The 17,784-nt window shown below is 75.0% G+C and carries 14 protein-coding genes and 1 pseudogene; 11 read left to right on the forward strand and 4 right to left on the reverse strand.

Annotated elements, in window-relative coordinates:
* Positions 1–404: pseudogene (locus tag ACFU9E_RS29755) on the forward strand (hypothetical protein); the annotation flags it as partial.
* A 75-nt stretch (positions 405–479) separates the two neighbouring features.
* Here ACFU9E_RS29755 and ACFU9E_RS29760 read toward each other — a convergent pair.
* Positions 480–2,084 carry an MFS transporter gene (locus ACFU9E_RS29760; RefSeq protein WP_380715493.1) on the reverse strand — a complete coding sequence of 535 codons (1,605 nt, stop codon included), beginning with the start codon at positions 2,082–2,084 and terminating at the stop codon, positions 480–482.
* 215 nt (positions 2,085–2,299) lie between these two features.
* Between ACFU9E_RS29760 and ACFU9E_RS29765 the strand changes: the two genes are divergently transcribed.
* The 8 genes from ACFU9E_RS29765 to ACFU9E_RS29800 all read left to right on the forward strand — a co-directional run bounded on the left by ACFU9E_RS29765 (position 2,300) and on the right by ACFU9E_RS29800 (position 13,759).
* The gene (locus ACFU9E_RS29765) at positions 2,300–2,965 is read left to right on the forward strand and encodes a TetR family transcriptional regulator (protein WP_380687240.1); all 666 of its coding nucleotides are present in this window, start codon (positions 2,300–2,302) and stop codon (positions 2,963–2,965) included.
* A 77-nt stretch (positions 2,966–3,042) separates the two neighbouring features.
* Positions 3,043–4,449, forward strand: coding sequence for a sensor histidine kinase (locus ACFU9E_RS29770; protein WP_380687238.1), 1,407 nt, complete (start codon positions 3,043–3,045; stop codon positions 4,447–4,449).
* Positions 4,446–5,120 (forward strand): response regulator transcription factor, encoded by a 675-nt coding sequence (locus ACFU9E_RS29775; RefSeq protein ID WP_355371213.1) that lies wholly within the window; start codon positions 4,446–4,448, stop codon positions 5,118–5,120. Before ACFU9E_RS29770 ends, ACFU9E_RS29775 begins: the two co-directional genes overlap by 4 nt.
* A 157-nt stretch (positions 5,121–5,277) precedes the next feature.
* Complete coding sequence (locus tag ACFU9E_RS29780; RefSeq protein ID WP_380687236.1) at positions 5,278–6,414, forward strand: alpha/beta hydrolase; 1,137 nt, start codon at positions 5,278–5,280, stop codon at positions 6,412–6,414.
* 57 nt (positions 6,415–6,471) lie between these two features.
* Positions 6,472–7,710 carry an acyltransferase gene (locus ACFU9E_RS29785; RefSeq protein ID WP_380687234.1) on the forward strand — a complete coding sequence of 413 codons (1,239 nt, stop codon included), beginning with the start codon at positions 6,472–6,474 and terminating at the stop codon, positions 7,708–7,710.
* A 265-nt stretch (positions 7,711–7,975) separates the two neighbouring features.
* The gene (locus ACFU9E_RS29790) at positions 7,976–9,907 is read left to right on the forward strand and encodes a galactose oxidase-like domain-containing protein (protein WP_380684294.1); all 1,932 of its coding nucleotides are present in this window, start codon (positions 7,976–7,978) and stop codon (positions 9,905–9,907) included.
* A 28-nt stretch (positions 9,908–9,935) separates the two neighbouring features.
* A complete protein-coding gene (locus ACFU9E_RS29795) occupies positions 9,936–12,308 on the forward strand; it encodes a Dyp-type peroxidase (protein ID WP_380684293.1) in 2,373 nt (790 codons plus the stop codon).
* Positions 12,309–12,547: 239 nt separating this feature from the next.
* Positions 12,548–13,759 carry an alpha/beta hydrolase gene (locus ACFU9E_RS29800; protein ID WP_380684292.1) on the forward strand — a complete coding sequence of 404 codons (1,212 nt, stop codon included), beginning with the start codon at positions 12,548–12,550 and terminating at the stop codon, positions 13,757–13,759.
* A gap of 40 nt (positions 13,760–13,799) precedes the next feature.
* Here ACFU9E_RS29800 and ACFU9E_RS29805 read toward each other — a convergent pair whose 3' ends face one another.
* Positions 13,800–14,777 carry a helix-turn-helix transcriptional regulator gene (locus ACFU9E_RS29805; RefSeq protein ID WP_380684291.1) on the reverse strand — a complete coding sequence of 326 codons (978 nt, stop codon included), beginning with the start codon at positions 14,775–14,777 and terminating at the stop codon, positions 13,800–13,802.
* A gap of 101 nt (positions 14,778–14,878) precedes the next feature.
* Here ACFU9E_RS29805 and ACFU9E_RS29810 point away from each other — a divergent pair, with 101 nt between their 5' ends.
* Complete coding sequence (locus tag ACFU9E_RS29810) at positions 14,879–15,457, forward strand: TIGR03086 family metal-binding protein (RefSeq protein WP_380684290.1); 579 nt, start codon at positions 14,879–14,881, stop codon at positions 15,455–15,457.
* Between the two features lie 10 nt (positions 15,458–15,467).
* Here the strand turns inward: ACFU9E_RS29810 and ACFU9E_RS29815 are convergent, their stop codons facing one another.
* Positions 15,468–15,929, reverse strand: coding sequence for a MerR family transcriptional regulator (locus ACFU9E_RS29815; protein ID WP_380684289.1), 462 nt, complete (start codon positions 15,927–15,929; stop codon positions 15,468–15,470).
* Between the two features lie 123 nt (positions 15,930–16,052).
* On the opposite strand from ACFU9E_RS29815, the gene ACFU9E_RS29820 reads away from it, so the two are divergent.
* A complete protein-coding gene (locus ACFU9E_RS29820) occupies positions 16,053–16,880 on the forward strand; it encodes a serine hydrolase domain-containing protein (RefSeq protein WP_380684288.1) in 828 nt (275 codons plus the stop codon).
* Positions 16,881–16,893: 13 nt separating this feature from the next.
* Here ACFU9E_RS29820 and ACFU9E_RS29825 read toward each other — a convergent pair whose 3' ends face one another.
* Positions 16,894–17,670 carry a pirin family protein gene (locus ACFU9E_RS29825; RefSeq protein WP_380684287.1) on the reverse strand — a complete coding sequence of 259 codons (777 nt, stop codon included), beginning with the start codon at positions 17,668–17,670 and terminating at the stop codon, positions 16,894–16,896.
* Between the last annotated feature and the right edge of the window lie 114 nt (positions 17,671–17,784).

Here is a 17,784-nt window from a genome sequence, read left to right on the forward strand (position 1 = left end):
GGCCCGGTCCGGCCGTCGGGCTCGTCTCCGCCGAGGTGCAGCCGTCCGCGCCGGCGACCGGCCCCGCCGCGCCGCCGCGGCCGACCGGCCCGACGACCCCGGCCGCCCCACCCCCGCCGCCCGCGGCGGGCCAGGGCCCGGGCGGATCGGCGGGCACGACGGGCACCACGGGCACGACGGGTACCGCGCCGACGGCCACCGGGACCGCGGCCGACCCGGCGCCCCGGCCCACCACGACCACCCCCAGCCCGCCGCCCGGCGGCGGCAACCACTTCGGCCCCACCCAGGTGCTCCCCTCCCCCAGCCCCTCGGCGTCCCTCTCCGAGGAGGAGTACTGGCAGCGGGCCGAGCAGTGCTGGGCCGCCGCCGAGACCGACCCCACCCTGGACTGCCCCACCTCCTGACGCCGGAAGGCCCGCCGGCCCCGGACCGTGCGGACGGTCCGGGCCGGCGGGCCGACGGGCGGGGGCGCGGGTGCGTCAGATGTGGACCGCAGGGCCGGCGTCGGTGGTGCCGCGGCGGGTCAGCAGGCCGAGCACGGCGGCGGCGAAGGCGACCACCGAGGCGACCGCGAAGGCCAGCGACATGCCGCTGACGAAGGAGTCGTGGACGGCCCCGGCCATCGCGTCGACCACCTGCTGCGGGGTGCCGGCCGGCGCCGGCGGGGCGAGGCCGAGCTGGGCGGCCTGGTTGAGGCCCTCGGACTGCGCCGGGTCCACCGGCGGCAGGCCCGCGTCGGCCCACTTGCCGGGCAGCGTGTCCTTGACCCGGGCGGCCATCAGCGCGCCCAGCACGGCGGTGCCGAGGCTGCCGCCGACCTGCATCGCGGACTGCTGGAGTCCGCCGGCGACACCGGAGAGCTCCAGCGGCGCGTTGCCGACGATGACCTCGGTGGCGCCGACCATGACCGGGCTGATGCCCAGGCCCATCAGCACGAACCAGAGCGCCATCGCGCCGTTGCCGGAGCCGGCGTCCAGGGTGGACATGCCGAACATCGCGGTGGTGGTGATCAGCATGCCGGCCACGATCGGGATCCGCGGGCCCAGCTTGCCGATCGCGATCCCCGCCACCGGCGAGCCGATGATCATCATGCCGGTCATCGGCAGCAGGTGGACGCCCGCCTCGACCGGCGTCATGCCGTGCACGTTCTGCAGGTAGAAGGTGACGAAGAAGATCGCGCCGAAGAACGCGAAGGCCATCAGCACCATCAGCAGGGTGCCGGCCGACAGCGGCACCGAGCGGAACAGGCTGAGCGGGATCAGCGGCTCCTTGGCGACCCGCTGCCAGAACGCGAAGGCGGTCATCAGCAGCACCGCGCCGCCGAGGAAGACCACCGTGGAGACGTCGCCCCAGCCCCACTCGGGGGCCTTGATGATGCCGAAGACCAGCGCGAACATCGCTGCCGAGAGCAGCACGATGCCGGGGACGTCGAAGGACTTGGCGGCGTTCTCGGAGCGCACGTCCCGCAGGATCCACAGGCCGAGGGCCAGCGCGATCAGGCCGACCGGGATGTTGATGTAGAACACCGACTCCCAGTTGACGTGCTCGACCAGCAGGCCGCCGACGATCGGGCCGGCCGCGGTGGAGGCGCCGATCACGCCGCCCCAGATGCCGATCGCCATGTTGAGCTTCTCGGCCGGGAAGGCCCCGCGCAGCAGGCCGAGCGCGGCCGGCTGGAGCAGCGCGCCGAACAGGCCCTGCAGGACGCGGAAGAAGATCACCGTCTGGATGTTCCCGGCGAAGCCGATCGCCGCCGAGGTCGCGGCGAAGCCGACCGCGCCGACCAGGAAGGTGGTCTTGTGGCCGAACCGGTCGCCGATCTTTCCGGCGGTGATCAGGAAGACCGCCAGGGCCAGCAGGTAGCCGCTGGTCACCCACTGGATCTCGGAGGGCGCGGCCTTGAGGTCGGCCTGGATGACCGGGTTGGCGATCGCGACGATCGTGCCGTCCAGGGCGACCATCATCACACCGACGGCGACGGTGAGCAGGGTCAGCCAGGGGTGTCCCTGGAGGCTCCTCCCGCCCGGTGGCGTGCCCGGCGGCGATGCGTCCGCCGTGGCGCTCTTGGTCAGGGACTGGCTCATCTGGGCCCTCCGGGGGGCTGGCTGCGAGCGGACGTGGAAGTGGCGCCCCGGCCCACCCGTCCCCACGAGTTGCCCGGCCTGAGGGCGCCACCCAGGGACATTATGTCAGTCACTGTCATTCGGCAAACGCTGACTTCTGCATGCTTCTGCCATTTGTCAGATCGCTACAGTAGCCTCCACAGCACCCACCCGATCACCGTCCGGAAGGCCCCGCCATGGCCGCTCAGCCCGCTCCCCCCGCCCCCGTCCAGGAGCCCGGTCTGCGCGCCCGGAAGAAGCAGCGCACCCGCGACGCCCTCATCGAGGCGGCCCACCGGCTCTTCCTCGGCCAGGGCTTCGCCCGCACCACCGTCGACGAGATCGCCGCCGCCGTCGACGTCTCGCAGCGCACCTTCTTCCGCTACTTCGCCAACAAGGACGAGGTCGCCCTCGCCGTCCTCGCCGAGGCCGAGGACCACTTCATCGAACAGCTGCGGGCCCGCCCCGCCGAGGAGACCCCGCTGCAGGCGCTGCGCGCCGCGATCGTCGGCTCCTGGCGCGAGCTCGGCGCCGACCGGGACACCGGGCCCTCCTCGGTGACGGCCGCGCTGGAGCTGATCCGGATGATCGAGAACACCCCCACCCTGTTCGCCGCCCATCTGCGCCGGTCCGCCGAGCAGGAGCGGCTGGTGGTCGGGATCATCGCCGAGCGCGAGGGCCTCGACCCGGCCGAGGACCTGCGCCCCGCCGTGCTCGCGGCGGCCTTCGGCGGCGTGCTGCGCGCCGCGCACCTGTCCTGGAGCGCCGACCAGGACGACACCGGGCCGGAGGGCATGATCACGCTGATCAACCGCCATCTGGACCTGCTCGCCCCGGCCCTCGCCGGCGGCTGGAGAGCCTGACCTCATACCCGGGTACTACACCGGGACCGGGACCCGAGGGGGACGCCGGCCGCACCGCACCTCCCTAGGCTGGCCGGATGCCCAAGCCACCCCCCGGGCCGGCCCCGGACGGTCCGGTGCGCGCGCTGCTCGCCCCGCTCACCCGCCCGTCCGCCGACCACACCCCGCTGCTCGCCCAGGCCACCCGCCGCTGGGTCCGCCTGCTGCCGTACGTCCTCGCCGCGGTCGCGGCCGTCGCGCTGCTGCCGACCGGCATCAACGTGCTGGTCAACGACTACGGGGTCGACGCGGGCCTGGCCGCCGCCCTCGCGATCACCCAGACCGCGCCGCTGCTGCTCGCCGTCACCCGGCCGCTGCCCGCCTGGTGGATGGCCGCCGGCGGCGCCCTGCTGACCTCGCTGCTGATCCTCGCCACCGGCCGCGGCGCCACCGCCTCCGGGGTCGACGGCCCCTGGCCGTGGCCGCCGCCCGGCATCGTCGGCCACCTCCTGCTGATGCTGCCGCTCGCCCTGCGCGAGGCCCGGCGCACCCTGGTCGCGGTCTGGCTGGTCACCGCCGCGGCGAGCCTGGCGCTGTCCGTCGTCGGCCTGGCCGGCGACTTCGGCGGCGACAACAGCCTGCTCGCCACCGCCCTCGCGGGCGTCGTCCTGGTGCTCGGCGGGGCGCTGCGCGAACGCGCCGAGGCCCGCCGGCTGCTCGCCGAACAGGAGCACATCAGCGAGGCCGAACGCGAGCGGCGCACCCTGCTGGAGGAACGCGCCCGGATCGCCCGCGAACTGCACGACGTGGTCGCCCACCACATGTCGGTGATCGCCGTGCAGGCGGCCAGCGCGCCCTACCGGATCACCGGCGTCCCGGCCGAGGCGGCCGAGGAGTTCACCGCGATCGCCGGCACCGCGCGCGAGTCACTGGCCGAGATGCGGCGGCTGCTCGGGGTGCTGCGCAGCGAGGAGTCGGGCGCCGAGAAGGCGCCGCAGCCGGGTGTCGGCCGGCTCGCCCAGCTGGTCGACACGGTCCGCCGGGCGGGTGTGTCCGCCGAGCTGACGCTCGCCCCGGAGCTGGCCGACGACCCGCTGCCGCCGGCCGTCGGCCTCTCCGTCTACCGGATCGTCCAGGAGGCGCTGGCCAACGTGGTCCGGCACGCCCCCGGCGCACCGACCTGGGTGTCGCTGGCCGTCGCCGACGGATCCCTGCTGGTCACCGTGGTCAACGCGGCCCCGCCGGTGCGCGGCGAGTCGCTGGAGGCGTCGGTCGAGGGCACCGGCCATGGGCTGGTCGGCATGCGCGAGCGGATCCGGCTGCTGAACGGCCGGCTGGACACCGGGCCGCTGCCGGACGGCGGCTTCAAGGTGGCCGCCGTCCTGCCGCTGGCCGGTCTGACGGATACTCGGTCGGACGACAGCCGGCCGGGCGGCCCCGCGTCCGAGGGAGCCGGACGGGCCGCCGGCCGCACCGCAGACGCCCCCGGGGAGAGCACCGTATGACCATCCGCGTGATCATCGTCGACGACCAGGCGATGGTGCGGGCCGGATTCGCCGCCCTGCTGAACGCGCAGAGCGACATCGACGTGGTGGGGGACGCCGCGGACGGCGCGCAGGGCCTGGAGGTGAGCGGCCGCACCCACCCGGACGTCGTGCTGATGGACGTCCGGATGCCCGTCATGGACGGCCTGGAGGCGGCCCGCCGGCTGCTGGACCCGGCCGTGCCCGGCGCGCACCGCCCCAAGGTGCTGATGCTCACCACCTTCGACGTGGACGACTACGTCTACGACGCGCTGCGGGCCGGCGCCAGCGGCTTCCTGCTCAAGGACGCGCCGCCGGACGACCTGATCGCCGCCGTCCGGGTGGTCGCGGCCGGCGAGGCGCTGCTCGCCCCCTCGGTGACCCGGCGGCTGATCGAGGACTTCGCCCGGACCAGGCCGGCCAAGCGGCGCGACCCCAAACTGCGGCTCAACGGGCTGACCCCGCGCGAGACCGAGGTCCTGGAGCTGATCGCCCGCGGCCTGTCCAACCAGGAGATCGCCGCCCGGCTGGTCCTCGCCGAGCAGACCGTGAAGACCCACATCGGCCGGATCCTGGCCAAGCTCGACCTGCGCGACCGCGCCCAGGCGGTGGTGCTCGCCTACGAGTCCGGCCTGGTGACCCCGGGCCAATGAGGCGCTCCCCCGGGCCCCGGTGGGGCCCTCCCCCGGGGGCAGGCCCCCTGATACCCGGGTAGCACCCGGCAGTTGGCCCCGCGGAGTGATGTCCGCGGGGCCGTCCCGTTCCTACCGTCCTTCCCGTCGAGCCGAACCGGCCATGAAGGGAACGGACATGACGAGGAACCGGATCAGCCGCGCGGCGGCCGCCGCCGCGCTGGCCCTGGCCGCGGTGCTGGGGGCGGGCGGCTGGGCCGCCGGCGGCGAGCGCGCGGTGACCGGGCCACCGCCCGGGGCCGCCGGCTGGGTCGCCGACACCGCCCTCGGCCTGCCGCTGCCGGACCCCGCCACCGCCTCCCCCGCCGCGGTGGCCGCCTTCTTCGCCGGACTGGCTCCCGCCGCCCGGGAGGACCTGGCCGTCCGCCACCCGCTGGTGGTCGGCAACCTGGACGGCGCGCCCGTCGAGCTGCGCTACCGGGCCAACGCCCGGGCCGTCGCCGAGGAGCGCGAGCGCGCCCTCGCCCGGGCCGTCGACCCGGCGCTCACCGCGCAGGACCACGCCGCCGCCCGGGAACGCGCCGAGCGCTACCGCACCCTGCTCGACCCGGCCGCGCCCGGCGGACCCCGCCGCCTCCTCGCCTTCGACCCGCGCGGCCGCGGCCAGGTCGCCGAGGTGTTCGGCGACCTCGCCGGCGCGCGGCGCACCGCCGTCGTCGTCCCCGGCTCCGACATCGACCTGCGCACCTTCGACCGCGCCGGCGACCCGTACGGCACCCCCGTCGGCATGGCCCGGGCGCTGTCCGACGCGACCGGCGGGCGCACCGCGGTGATCGCCTGGGCCGGCTACACCACCCCGCTCGGCCTCGGCCCGGACGCCGCCACCGAGACGCTGGCCGCGGCCGGCGCCGAGCGGCTGACCCGGCTGCTGGACGGACTCGCCGTCAGCACCCGGCCCGACGCCCCGGCCACGGTCTTCTGCCACAGCTACGGCTCGGTGGTCTGCGGGCTGGCCCGGCCCGGCCCGCGGCAGGCCTCCGGTGTGGTGGTGCTCGGCTCGCCGGGCCTGGGCGTCGAGTCGGCCGCCGACCTCGACCCGCGCGTCCCGCTCTGGGCCACCGCCCGCAACGGCTCCGACTGGATCGGCAACGTGCCGCACGTGCGCCTGTTCGGCCTCGGCCACGGCGCCGACCCGACCGACCCGGCCTTCGGCGCCCGCCCGCTGCCGTCCACCGGCTCGCACGGCCACACCGGCTACTTCGCCCCGGGCACCGCCTCGCTGGCCGCCTACGCCGGCATCGCCCTCGGCCGCTGACCCGGCCTCCCCCGCCGAGACCCCTCGCCCCCGTACCGCGCGAACGGAGACCCCGTCATGACCGGCACCCTGCTCACCCCGCTGCACCGGGCCGCCCGCCAGGTGGATGCCCGCACCCCCGAGAGCCGTGACCGCGCCCTGGACGGCCTGCGCGCCCTCGCCCTGCTCGCCGTCCCGGTCGGCCACTGGCTGCTCGGCGGCTTCACCCGCTCCGCCGACGGCGCCCTGCACAACGCCAGTCCGCTCTCCTCGCCCGACCTCGGCTTCTTCGCCCCGCTCAGCTGGGGGCTGCAGCTGCTGGGCGTGTTCTTCCTGGTCGGCGGCCACTCGGCGGTCCGCTCGCTGGAACGCGCCCGGGCCCGGGGCGTCGGCCACGCCGGCTGGCTGCGCGGCCGGGTGGTGCGGCTGCTGCGCCCGGTGCTCGGGGTGGCCGCCGTCTGGGCGCTGCTGATCCCGCTGCTGCCGCGCCTCGGCGTCCCCGCCGACACCGTGCGCACCGGCTCGACGCTGGTGGTGCAGCCGCTCTGGTACATCGCGGTCTACCTGGGCCTGACCGCGCTCACCCCGCTCTGCGCGGCCCTCGCCCGCCGGCTGGGCGGCTGGTCGGCGGGCCTGCTGCTCGGCGCGGTCGCCGTCGTCGACCTGCTGCGGTACGGGCCGTGGGCGCCGTCGATGCCGTCCTGGCTCGGGCTGCTGAACATCCTGCCGGGCTGGCTGTTCGGCTACCAGCTGGGCGTGCTCTGGGCCGGGGGCCGGCTGGGCCGTCCGGCGGCGCGGCTGCTGCTGGCCGGCGGCGGCGCGCTGTTCGCCGTGCTGCTGCTGGTCTTCCACTACCCGGCGTCGATGGTCGGCGTGCCGGGCGCGGAGCGCACCAACTCGCACCCGCCGTCCCTGCTGGTGCTCGCGCTGGCCGCGGTGCAGTGCGGCGCCGCGGTGCTGCTGCGCGAGCGGCTCGGCCGGCTGCTGGCGCGCCGTCCGCTGCTCTGGCTGCCGGTGGTCGCGGTGAACCTCTCGGCGATGACGATCTTCTGCTGGCACCAGAGCGCGATGCTCGCGGTCGCCGTCCCGGGTGCGGCCGCCTTCGGCTCGGTGCCGGGGCTGACGGTGGCTCCGGACTCGCTCGGCTGGGTCGCGCTGCGGCTGGCGCTGCTGCCGCTGTTCGGCGCCGCGCTGGTCGCGATCGGGTGGTTCACCCGGCGCTTCGACGGCCCGTGGACGGGCTTGTCGCGACCGGCCAGGGCGGTGGCCGGCGCGGGGGCGGCGTTCTTCGCCGCCTACGCGCTGGGTGTCGTCTGACGCACCCGGGCGGGCGATGCAGCGGGCGACGTGGCGCGCGGGCGCGGACCGGCGGGTCCGCGCCCGCTTCCGCGCCTCCGGGCGCCCCCGCTCACCCGCTCTGCGGACCCGCCGACGCCGAACGCAGTGACTCCGCATGCGGACCGACACCCACCGTGATGGCCTGTGGCTGTCGGCGACCGGGCACCGCCCCGGCGGCCGTTCCCCCTTTCCCCGCCCGGAGTTCCGAGCCGGACGGCTCCCGTTCCCCCGTTCGAGGAGTTCCATGTCCCTGTCCCCGCCACGGCCCGGCCGGCGCCTTCCGACCGTGCTCGCCACCGCCGTGGTCTGTGCGCTGACCGCCGGCACCGCCCTGACCGCCGTCGCCCCGGCCGCCGCCCACGGCCCCGGCGGTCACGACACCCCCGACGGCCCGGCCGCCACCGCACCCAAGGTCGCCGATCCCCGGATGCTCGCCGAGCTGCGCGACGACGAGGTCGCCGCGCTCGGCCAGGAGCACGCCGAGGAGCACGCCCGGATGCGCGCGGCCGTCCGCGGCATCGGCGACTACCCGCAGACCACCCGCACCAACCGGCTGAACGCGCTGACGGAGTCCCAGGCCACCCACAACAAGGGCTTCGCCCCCGCCACCTTCGGGACCTTCAACGAGTACTTCCCCTCCCCCGACTTCGGCGACCACGTCGCGCTGCTGCCCACCGGCAAGGTGCTGCTGTTCTCCTTCGAGCGGATCGAGACCAACCCGGAGAAGGAACCCGCACCCACCCAGACCACCGGCCGGGAGAACGCCGGCCGGGCGTTCCTCTGGGACCCGGCCAAGGGCTACGGCAAGGACGCCTTCAAGCAGGTCACCCCGCCCACGGTCAACATGCCCGACGGCCTGGACCAGCCCCGCCCGGCACCGTTCTTCTGCGCCGGCCACTCCTTCCTGCCCAACGGCATGCTCGGCGTCTTCGGCGGCAACCTCGGCGGCAACGGCGGCACCGGCGCCAAGCTCTCGCTGATCTTCGACCCGTGGACCGAGACCTGGACCCGCAACCCCGACATGTCCGTCGGCCGCTGGTACCCCACGGTGGTGACCGGCGCGGACGGCCGGCAGCTGATCATGTCCGGCCAGTCCGAACTCGGCTGGGGCACCCCCACCCCGGTGGTCGAGCGCTTCCCTGCCAAGAACTACCCGGTGCCCTCGCTCAAGTCCCAGACCCCGGTGAACACCCCCGTCGACCGGCTCAAGGCCGACGCCCCGTTCACCCTGGACTACCCGCACCTGTTCTCGCTCAACGACGGCAACGTCTACGGCTTCGGCCGGCAGGCCGCCGAGCAGTGGAAGTTCGACCCGGTCGCGGAGTCCCGCAGCGACCTGACCGCCCGCCCGGACGGCCGCAAGCGCAACTACGGCTCGGCCGTCCTGCTGCCCGGCGGCGTCAACGGTCCGGACTCCGCGCTGATCCTCGGCGGCGACCGCGACAACCCCAGCACCCTGCGCTTCTCCAACGGCAGCTGGACCGCCGAGAAGTCCCGCGCCTTCGGCCGCACCCAGGACGACACCCTGCTGCTGCCCAACGGCCGGCTGATGACCGTCAACGGCGCCTACGACATCCGCGACTACGGCAACGGCCCGTACAACCCGAACGCCGACCTCAAGTACCGCCAGGTCGAACTCCGCGACGACCAGGGCAACTGGCAGCTCGGCCCGGTCCAGCGGCTGCCGCGCGGCTACCACTCCAACGCCGTGGTGCTGCCGGACGGACGCGTGATGGTCACCGGCGACGAGCTCCAGCAGCTCGCCAACAACCCGGACATCGACGGCACGGTGAGCGGCATCCCCGGCACCACGGGCCCGGTCACCATGAACGGGACCATCGAGATCTACGAGCCGGCCTACCTCCACCAGGGCGACCGTCCGGTCCTCACCGGAGCGCCGGCCACGCCCATCGGCTACGACCAGACCTTCCTGGTCAACACCTCCACCCCGGAGCGGGTCGCCAAGGCGGTGCTGCTCTCGCCCACCACCTCCACCCACTCGATCAACACCAGCCAGCGCCACCTCGACCTGCGGCTCAGCAGCCGGGCCGGCAGCCGGCTGGAGTTCCAGGCCCCGCCGGACGCCAAGGCCGCCCCGCCCGGCTGGTACCTGCTCTACCTGCTCAACGACCAGGGCGTGCCCTCCGTCGCCAAGTGGATCCAGCTCACCGCCTGACCCCGCACCCGAAAGGAACCCCACCCCCATGGCAACGGATCTGTTCCTCCGCGACAGCGAGGAGATCCAGGGCGACATCCTGGCCGGCTTCAAGAAGGACAACGTCAGCGTCCTGTTCCTCAAGTTCGAGGACGCGACGCTGGCCCGCGGGTGGGTGCGGCAGCTCACCCCGCAGATCGCCACCACCCGTGAGGTCGCCGCGTTCAACGAGGCCTTCAGCGAGGCCCGCAGGACCTCCGGCGGCGACGACCCCAAGACCCTCAAGGCTACCTGGCTGGGCGTCAGCTTCACCTACGAGGGCCTGCGGCTGCTCTCCGACACCGACCCGTTCGCACAGCCCCCGCCGGTCGGCACCGGTCTTGAGGCGTTCAAGGAGGGTTCGGCCAAGCGGGCCGGAGCACTCGGCGACACCGGTGAGAACTCCCCGGCGAACTGGCTGTTCGGCAACGGCAAGAGCCAGCCGGTGCACGCCGTGCTGAAGATCTCTGCGGACACCGAGGCGGACCTGCGGACGGCGATCGAGGAGCAGCGGATCGCCGCCGCCGAGTCCCGGGTGCTGATCGTCTACCAGCAGAACGCGCAGACCCTGCTCGGCAGCCGCCGCGGCAAGGAGCACTTCGGCTTCAAGGACGGCATCAGCGAGCCGGGCGTCCGGGGCTTCGACCCGCCCGACCCGGGCCGGCCCGAGGAGGTCGCGGGCCACCCGGGCACCCGGATCATCCCGGCCGGCGAGTTCGTCTGCGGCCAGGAGAACGCCCCAGGGAGCTTCGCCAAGGAGCAGTACCCGGGCTGGACGGTGGACGGCTCCTTCCAGGTGGTGCGCCGGCTCGCCCAGGACGTCCCCGGCTGGTGGTCGCAGGTCTCGGTCAAGCTGAAGGAGCTCCGGCTCGCCAAGGCCGTCCCGGACGCCGCGACCACCGAGTGGCTGGCGGCCCGGATGGTCGGCCGCTGGCGCTCCGGCGCCCCGGTCTGCCACTTCAAGGACCACGACGTCCCCAACAACCCCGTCGCCGCCTCGGACAACGACTTCGACTTCCGGGACGACCCGGAGGGCCTGGTCACCCCGCTCTGGTCGCACCTGCGCAAGACCAGCCCGCGGGCCGGCCTCCAGGTACCCGGCCCCACCGACCCGCCGCTCGACGCCAAGGAGCTCGACGGCCGCCGGATCATGCGCCGCGGCACACCGTACGGGGCGCCGTTCGACCCGGCCTCGGAGGGCCCCGGCGGGCCCGACGACCCGCGCGGCCTGCTGTTCGTCTGTTACCAGGCCGACATCGCCCGGCAGTTCGAGTTCATCCAGGCCGACTGGATGGACGAGCCGAACTTCCCTCCCGGCCGCACCCCGCAGCCCGGCAAGGACCCGGTCACCCAGCCGGCCGACGACGTCGACTTCGAGAGCGAGGAGCCGGACGGCACCGTCAAGCACACCCCGCTGAGCTTCGCCCAGTTCGTCCGCACCACCGGCTCGGTGTACGCCTTCATGCCCTCGCTCAGCACCCTGCGGGGGCTCGCCGACGGACGGCTGGTCGGCCCCGACCGGACCGCGACGGGCGGCCAGGGCGGCGGGCAGAGCAGTGGACAGGGCAGCGGGCAGAGCGGCGGGCAGAGCCAGCCGCAGGCCCAGCAGGGCGGCCAGGCCACCGCCCCGGGCGGTCCGGCCTACCCGTGCGACGAGATCCTGCCCGTCCCGGACCAGTGGCGGCGGGCCGGCCAGAGCCAGTTCTGGGTCTGCCACGGCGCCGACTACCGCAAGATCGCGGTGGCCGACGGCTCCGCCCACGGCGACCGGGTGGTCAAGGGCGACACCCCGCTGAGCGCCCACCCCTGCTTCCAGGGCATCGGCCGGATCGACTGCGTCCTGCCGATGGCCGACCTCCAGGACCCCGGCGGCAAGAGCTGGTACTGGGTGTTCCACAGCACCGGCGGCCGGCAGCAGTACCGGGCGGTCTCGATCAGCGGTGGCAGCCGGCACACCGGCACGCTGGAGCGCACCGACCGCGACCTCGGCCCCTGGGCCTCGCTGAACGGCATCGACCGGGTGGACTGCTTCCTCGCCGTACCCGACCAGCAGCGGGTGAACGGCCGGAGCTGGTACTGGGCCTTCCACACCACCGGCGGCCGGCAGCGCTACCGGCTGATCTCGGTCGCCGACGGCACCGGGCACCCCGACACGCTGGAGCGCACCGACCGGGAGCTCTCCCAGTGGAGTTCGCTGAACGGCGTCGCCGCGGTGGACTGCTTCCTGCCCGTCCCCGACGCCCAGCGGATCGGCGGCCGGAGCGAGTACTGGGTGTTCCACGGTGACAGCTACCGGCGGATCTCGGTCGCCGACGGCAGCGGCCACCCGGACCGCCTGGTCAGCGGATCGCGCTCGGCCTCGGCCTGGAACTCGCTGCTCTGAGCCGGGCCCCGGGCCCACCGTCCGCGCTCCCGCGACCACCCGGCCGCGGGAGCGCGGCGGTGCTCGCGCGAACGATCAGGACGCATCCCGGACACTCCCGGTTCATGTGATCCATCCCACAGTTTGAGCCGCTCTCAGCGCGCCTCCTGGCCCCTAGGCTTGCGCTGGGAAATTGGCAGTCGTACCGCCCTCCGGGCCCCGTCCGGGATCGGTGACGGGACTCTCGGGGAGTTGAGGCGATGCGCCGTCGGCGGTGGAAGCACGTCCTGATCGGCGCCTTCGCGGGTGCCGCCGTCCTCGCCGACGCCGGCGCGGCGGCCGCCCAGGCCGCGGCCGCGACCGAGCAGTTGGCCATCTCCACCCCGCCGGCCGGCAGTGCCGCCTGGGTCGAGGACCACTCCTACGGGCACGACCTGCCCGACCCGGCCACCACCGCCCCGGCCGCCGCGGCCGAGTTCTTCGCCCAGCTCCCCCCCGCCGAACTGAACCGGCTGGTCGAGGCCTACCCGCTGGTCGTCGGCAACTTCGACGGCGCCCCGCTCGCCGTGCGCTACCGGGCCAACCGGATCGCGCTCGCCGCCGAGCGCGACCACGCCCGGGCCCGCGCCACCGACCGCACTCTCACCCCCGAGCAGCACGCGCTCGCGATCTCCCGGGCCAACGACGTGCAGAGCCTGCTCGCGCCCGGCCGGCAGATCCTCGCCTTCGACCCGCGCGGCCGAGGACTGCTCACCGAGGTCTGGGGCGACCTCGGCAGCGCCGACCGGGTCGCGGTGCTCGTCCCCGGCTCCGACGCCGACCTCGGCCACTTCGACCAGGCCGTCGAACCGCTGCGCTCCCCCGCCGGCATGGCCCGGGCGCTGTACCAAGAGGAGCGGCGGCAGGCCCCCGGCACCCGCACCGCGGTGGTCGCCTGGACCGGCTACGTCACCCCCTCCGGCCTCGGCCCCGACGCGGTGACCTCCCGGCTCGCCGACGTCGGCGCCCCCCGGCTGCGCCGGCTGCTCGCCGGGCTCAAGGAGACCACCCGGCCGCAGGCGCCGCCCGCGCTGTTCTGCCACTCCTACGGCTCGGTGGTCTGCGGCACCGCCGCACCGGACATCCCGCGGGCCGCCGCCTCGCCGGCCGACACCAGCGGGATCACCGACCTCGTGGTGTTCGGCTCCCCCGGCATGGGCGTGGAGAGCACCTCGGAGCTGGGCGCGGGCGTGCACGTCTGGGCCACCCGCAACGAGACCGACTGGATCGGCAACGTGCCGTACCTGGAGGTCGGCGGGCTCGGCCACGGCGCCGACCCGACCTCGCTGGACTTCGGCGCCGAGCGGATCTCGTCGGCCCGCTCCGCCGGTCACAACGGCTACTTCGCCACCGGCACCGACAGCCTGCACAACTTCGCGGCCGTCGCCCTCGGCGCCTACGGGGCCGTGGTCCGGCCCGCCCCGGAGGCCTGACGCCGGACGGCCGGCACGGGACGGCCCGGGGCGCCGCACGCTAGCGCGGGTCCCCGTAGAGCCGCAGGGCCTCGGCGGCGGTGCGGCCCATCTCCCGGCGCGCGGCCGGCGGCGAGAGCACCTCGGCGTCCGCGCCGAACGCGAGCAGCGCCCGGACGGCCGGCAACGACTGGAAGCCGAGCGTGAGTTCGACCCAGTCCTCGGGCGCCCCGCCCCCGCTCTCCGGCGGCGGGGCGGCCAGCCGGGTGCCGTGGATCCGGACGAACATGTCCAGCCGCCCGCGCCGCACCCGCACCTTCACCAGCAGTTCCCTGGGCAGCCGCTCCACCTGCTCGCGCAGCACCGTCCAGACGTCGCCCAGCCCCACCCCGGGCCGCCGGCGCACCGGCTCCTCCGAGGTCTCCGCGTACAGCACCCGGTCGGCCCGGAACAGCCGCGGCTCGCCGTGCAGATCGGCCACCAGGTACCAGACCGCGGCCTTGCTGACCAGGCCGTACGGGTCCACGGTGTACTCCACCGGCGCCGGCGTGCCGCTGTGCCGGTAGCGCAGCCGCAGCCGGCGGTCGGCGAACACCGCGTACTGCAGCTCGCCCAGATCCGGTCCCGGCGGCGCACCCGCCTGCAGCCAGCGCGCCGGGTCGACCAGGACCCGCTCGCTGATCCGCTCGGCGCCCGGCCGGTGCGGGGCGGGCAGCGCGGCCATCACCTTGCGCAGCGCCGAGCCGAGCGCGCCGTCCAGCCCGAGGTCGCTGTGCGCGCCCTGGGCGGAGAGCACGAACAGGGCCCGCGCCTCGTCGGCCGTCAGACCGCTGACGTCGGTGCGGTAGCCGGGCAGCAGACTGATGCCGCCGTGCCGGCCGCGTTCGGTGTAGACGGGCACGCCGGCCGCCGAGAGCGCCTCGACGTCGCGGTAGATGGTGCGGACCGACACCTCCAGCCGTTCGGCCAGTTCGGTGGCGGGCACCCGGCCGCGGGTCTGGAGCAGCAGCAGGATCGAGAGCAGGCGGTCGGCCTTCATGGCACGAGGATCCCAAGAATCATGACGACGGTTGTCAGGTTTTACCGGGAGATTGCCTGCCGACAGGAAAACCCTTCCGCACCTTGGAGCCGATACACCTCATGGACACCACCCAGGACCCGCGCCCGCTGTACCTGCTCGCCCTCGACCAGCTGGAGAAGCTGCTCGCCGAGGTCCGGCCGGAGGACCTGGACCGGTCCACCCCGTGCGCCGAGTACGACCTGCGGGCCCTGCTCGGCCACGTGGTCGGCGGGATCCACCGGTTCGCCTACACCGGCGAGGGCGGCCTCTCCCTGGACGTCGCCGCCGCGACCGGCGGGGTTCCCGACGACGGCTGGCCGGCCGCGCTCGGCCGGGCCCGCGCCCGGGTGACCGCCGCCTGGGCGGAGGACACCAAGCTGGACCGCCCGACCTCGGTGCCCTGGGGCGAGGTGAGCGGCCGCGACGCGGTGGGCGGCTACCTCCTGGAGACCGTCATCCACTCCTGGGACATCGCCCGCGCGCTCGGCACCGGCCTCCCGCTGGACGAGCGGCTGGGCGAGACGGCGCTGGCGATCGCCCGGGTCGCGCTGCCGGCCGAACGGCGCGGCGGCGGCGTCCCGTTCGCCCCGGTCCAGCCCGCCCCGGACGACGCCGACGTGTACACCCGGCTCGCCGCCCACTCCGGCCGCGCGGTCTGACACACCGCCCTCAGTGGCTCGGCGCGCACCGCTCCAGCCGCCCGGTGTACACGTCGATCTTGTGGTCGAGCACGGCCAGCGTCGCGTGCAGGTCCGCGATCTGCTGCCGCACCGCCTCCCGGTGGGCGAGCAGCAGGTCGCGGCGGTCCGCGGAGGTGCGCTCACCCTGCCGGGCCAGCTCCACGTACCGCAGCATGTCGGCCACCGGCATCCCGGTCAGCCGCAGCCGCCCCAGGAAGGCCAGCCGGTGCAGGTCGCCGTCGCTGTACCGGCGCTGGCCCGAGGCCGAGCGGTCCACCGGATCGAGCAGGCCGATCCGCTCGTACCAGCGCAGGGTGTGCGCGGTCAGCCCGCTGGCCTCCGACACCTCGCCGATGGTGTGCCGCGGCCTCCGGTCGGGCGCGCCGGCCGGATCCCGGAACACCTCCCAGCAGGAACGCAGTTCGGTCTCGAACGATGCGAGTTCGGTCATGGTCGGTCCCCCGGTGATGAACGTGACAACAGAACCAGCGCCTGGGCGCGCGCTCGAAGCGAGCGTGCCGCCGTCAAGCCTGCCATCCCGCCGGGCCCGCCGGCCCGGTTAGAGTCGGGCCCCATGGAGAGCTTGCGGAAGATCGAGACCTGGCCGGTGCCGCACGCGGCGGCGGCCGTCGTACGGGGCGCGGACGGCGCGGTGCTGGGCGCGCACGGGCCGCAGGACCACCTGTTCCCGCTGGCGTCGGTGACCAAGCTGCTCACCTCCTACGCCGTGCTGGTCGCGGTCGAGGAGGGCGTCTTCGAACTCGACGACCCGGCCGGGCCGGAGGGCTCGACCGTGCGGCACCTGCTGGCCCACACTTCGGGCCTGGCCTTCGACGAGCACAAGGTGATGGCCGCGCCCGGCAGCCGCCGGCTCTACTCCAACGCCGGCTTCGACGTGCTCGCGCAGACCCTGGAGCGGGCCGCCGGCATCGAGTTCGGCCGGTACGCCGCCGAGGCCGTGTTCCAGCCGCTCGGCATGCACGCCACCCTGATCAACACCGCGCACCGCTCCCCCGCCGGCGCCGGCGGCCTGTCCACCCTCGCCGACCTCACCCGGTTCGCCGCCGAACTCCAGGCGCCCAAGCTGCTCGACCCGGGCACCCTGCGCGTCGCCACCCGCGAGGTCGCCTTCCCGGGCACCAGCGGGGTGCTGCCCGGCTTCGGCCACCGCCGGCCGAACGACTGGGGCCTCGGCTTCGAGATCCGCGACAGCAAGGCGCCGCACTGGACCGGCACCGCCAACTCCCCGGCCACCTTCGGCCACTTCGGCCAGTCCGGCACCTTCCTCTGGGTGGACCCGCAGGCCGGCGCGGCCTGCGTCGCGCTCACCGACCGGGACTTCGGCCCGTGGGCCGCCGAGGTCTGGCCGGCCCTCAGCGACGCCGTCCTCGCCGAGCTCTAGCCGCCGGGCGCCGTCAGCCGTACGAGACCGGCGAGTGCATCTCCCACAGGAGCAGCTCCGCGCCGCTCTCGCCGGCCGTCGGCGCCGCGAAGGCGTCCCCGGTGATCCGCACGCTGTCGCCGGGGACCATCGAGCGACCCCCGCCCTGCGGCCCGGGCACCGTCCGGTAGCCGAGCGAGCCGGCCGTCAGGTGCGCGTAGCGGTAGGCGGCGGCCGGCAGCTCGGGCAGCGGCTGCCACGGCCCGGCGGTCACCAGCCACAGCGCGGCGTCACCGCGCCGCAGCCGCAGCGCCTGGCTGCCGGCGTCCCGTTCCAGCCCGGAGGCGAGCAGCGTCAACCCGTCGGCGGCGCGCTCCACCCCGCGCAGCCCGTACGCGGGGGGCGCGTCGAAGACGTCGGGCTGGAGCCACATCTGGACGAAGCGGACCGGGCCGTCGGCGCCGCCGACGTTGCGCTCGGTGTGGGTGACGCCGGATCCGGCGCTCAGGTGCTGGACCATGCCGGGGCGCACCACCCCGCCGTGCCCCTGGGAGTCCCGGTGGGCGAGCGCGCCCTCCAGCACCCAGGTGAGGATCTCGGTGTCCCGGTGCCGGTGCTCGTCGAACCCGGCGCCGGGGGCGAGGAGTTCCTCGTTGCACGCGAGCAGCGCGCCGAAGTGGGTGTTCTTCGGGTCGTAGTGCCCGGAGAAGGAGAACGCGTGCCGGGTCTCGACGCCCTCGGCGGGCGTCGAGCGGTAGCGCTCGGCGGTACGGCGCAGATCGGCGCGGGGGCGGGCGGGGGCATCGGTCACGGGACCACCGTAGTGGCAGTCCTGACGGGTGTGACCGTCACCACCCGGCCCGTCCGCCGGGCCCTGTGCACGAGCAGTCACTCCGGTGAGGCAGTCTTGTCCCTGTGCCAGCCG

The organism is Kitasatospora sp. NPDC057595, from assembly GCF_042800875.1.
GTDB lineage: Bacteria > Actinomycetota > Actinomycetes > Streptomycetales > Streptomycetaceae > Kitasatospora.